This is a genomic window from Finegoldia magna (genome assembly GCF_018371055.1).
GTDB lineage: Bacteria > Bacillota > Clostridia > Tissierellales > Peptoniphilaceae > Finegoldia > Finegoldia magna_I.
On the sequence record NZ_JAGYZD010000218.1, the window covers coordinates 1 to 2755 of the forward strand.

General features: G+C 36.6%; 3 protein-coding genes. All 3 read left to right on the forward strand.

Features of this window, described 5'->3' with window-relative positions:
* Nucleotides 1-667: hypothetical protein (locus tag KHW44_RS08175; protein ID WP_304068276.1), on the forward strand; the 667-nt coding region annotated here is incomplete at its 5' end.
* 148 nt (nucleotides 668-815) lie between these two features.
* Nucleotides 816-1364 carry a hypothetical protein gene (locus KHW44_RS08180; RefSeq protein ID WP_304068279.1) on the forward strand — a complete coding sequence of 183 codons (549 nt, stop codon included), beginning with the start codon at nucleotides 816-818 and terminating at the stop codon, nucleotides 1362-1364.
* A gap of 36 nt (nucleotides 1365-1400) precedes the next feature.
* The gene (locus tag KHW44_RS08185) at nucleotides 1401-2705 is read left to right on the forward strand and encodes a cell wall-binding repeat-containing protein (RefSeq protein WP_304068281.1); all 1305 of its coding nucleotides are present in this window, start codon (nucleotides 1401-1403) and stop codon (nucleotides 2703-2705) included.
* The last annotated feature ends 50 nt before the right edge of the window (nucleotides 2706-2755 follow it).

The following is a 2755-nucleotide window of genomic DNA, read 5'->3' on the forward strand; positions in this document are numbered from 1 at the left end:
AATCAGCCAAAAATACACTCAAAAAGAAAGAAAAGAAGACAACGAAGAATACGAAAACTACAAGCAAAACGATTCACCTGATTGGTATTTGAAATGCGTTAAATTTATCAGTGTATACGCCGACAAAATCTATGATTTTTACGCATCCACAAAACATGGAATCATATATTCATTTTTGACATCAGGTTTAATCGCTGCTTTGACTAGCGCAGTGTGGGTTAGCGTTACAACACAAGGTTCACTTGGAGAATTGTCAAAAGTTTTCCACAAACCTACGATTTCTATAATGACTTTGATTTTAGTACCGTTAATCAACTATGTGATGACAAGATTCATATACATGTTTACGAAAAAATACATGAGACCAACTCCACCTCCTTGCACAAGAGATGTGAAGGGCGGAGTATTTTCGATAATTAATGGATTGTTTATGTTCATACTTACGCCATTAGGATTTATCGGAAGCATTATCGGCTGCTTCACTGGAATGGTAGCTTACTCTGCGACTTTCCTAGATTTGTATTTGGAAAAGGACAGCTTCAAGGTTGGTTTGAAATCATTCATCGCACAAATTGTAATCAAAGTTATCGTGTTTGTATTGGAAATGTTATTGGTAGCTTTGGTTGGAATTTTAATTTATAATTCATTTTCAAATATGATTAGATAGAACTTTACCCGATCTCAATTGAGGTCGGGTTTTTGTATGTTCATTTCTTTATTAATACAATCATTTCAAATTTTCTTCATTAATTCGCATTTATTGAATGCTTTGTTGTACTGGGTTATAATAAATGTATAAATTAAGAGGAGTTTTTATGGAAAAATTTTATGGTGAAGTGTTTTCACGTTTAGAAAAACATATTAAAACAATAGAGAAGAAACAGGGCGCGTGGATGTTCACGCTGATTATTTCGGGAGTAATTAGTTTACTTTCATTTATGTTGTGGATGAAGATTAGTCCTCCGACTTCGTCGAAGGATTTTCTGAGTTTGTCGCTTCCGTTGTCGTATTTTTCGAAGACTGTCATGTCACCTTTTTCGTGTGTGTTGAGTTTTTGGATTGCGACAAGTTTTTTGAAAAATGATATGGTGGCAAAGATTTCGAACGCAGAATTTTTGGCGAAGGCTAGTGTGTACACTTTGGTTACTATTGTGCTCTCTTCTGTGTTTAACACTAGAATTCCAGCTGTTAGTGTGATTGTGAATGTGATTTCGGGGTTTGTGTACAGCATTGTGATGTACGACAAATTCAAGCCCGATTTTTTGAACAAGGCGACGATAACGGCTGCTATTGTGAAGATTGTGATGAGTGCGATTGGTTTTTTGATGGGTACAACTTTGTTGTTCTTCATCGTTGTGAATTAGTCGTGTGTTAGTTGTGAAATTAATAAGGAGTGTTTTATGAAAAAATTGGTGGCTTTGATGCTGGCATGTATGTTGAGTTTTCCTGTGGTGAGTGTTGCAGACAAGGATAGCGCAAATGAAGGGGCTTCGGAAAAGGTTGAAGCAAACGCAAATGATACTGCTAAAAAATCTGATTCTAATGCAAAAACTAAAGATACAAATGAGAAAAAGCAGGAAGAAATCACTACTAATGAAGATGGTGTGTTCAAAAATGTTATTCACCAACGATTCCAAGGCGAAAACAGAGCGAAGACTGCTGTGAATGTGCAACGTCATTACTTTGCAAATACGAACAAGGTTATTCTTGTGAATGACAACGCATATCCCGATGCAATCAGTGCGACGAACGTATCTATGGGCAAATACCCTCTTTTGTACACTGGCAAGAATTCATTATCCGTTGAAACGAAATTAGCGCTTGACAAGATGTTCTTGGATGAGATTTATCTGATGGGTGGAGTGAATACTATAAGCAAAAAGGTTGAAAATAATTTGAGAAGAAATTTCCCACACGCGAAAATCACTAGAATTATGGGGAATAATCGTTACGACACATCAGCGGAATCTGCGAAAACACGCGCACATACTACGAATTTGATATTTGCCGCAGGTACAAATTATGCAGACGCATTGTATGCTACAAGCCTTGCAGCGCACCAAAAAGCGCCAATCTTGCTTGTAAGTAACGACGGATTATCCACATCTACTGTGAATTTCATAAAATCAATCGGAAATATCGATAACGTGACAATTGTCGGTGGAGAAATATCTGTAAATCAATCTGTTAAAAACCAAATCGAAAATCTTACTAAAAAACGTGTCACAAGACTTGCAGGTCAGGACCGATACGCATCTAGCGTTGAAGTCGCTAAGAGAGTTAATGCAAATCCAGCGGAAGTTATCACTACAAGCGGTGAAGTGTTCGCAGATGCACTCGTATCATCTACAGTTGCACAAAAAATCAAAGCACCAATCTTGCTGGTCAAAAAAGACGTCCTACCACTAAAAGTTAGAGAATATATGAAAGACACCAACTCCATCTACAAATTGACTACAATCGGTGGATACAACACAGTTACCAAAAACAATTACTCCACACAAGTAATATTGATATCGGGACTAGACATCGACAAGCCACTTTTGGATAAACAAGGAAAAGGGCTCATCAAAGCATTCACAAAAGATTACAAGAAATACTACGTCCTTCCTAACAACAAATACTACAACTCAATCAAAAAATACGACAAATTATTCGTTTATTTGAGAGATGCATTGGCAGAAGATTACAGACCATTGGAATAACATTGAAATAAATTAGAAGAGGACAATGTCCTCTTTTTTTACGCAAAAAA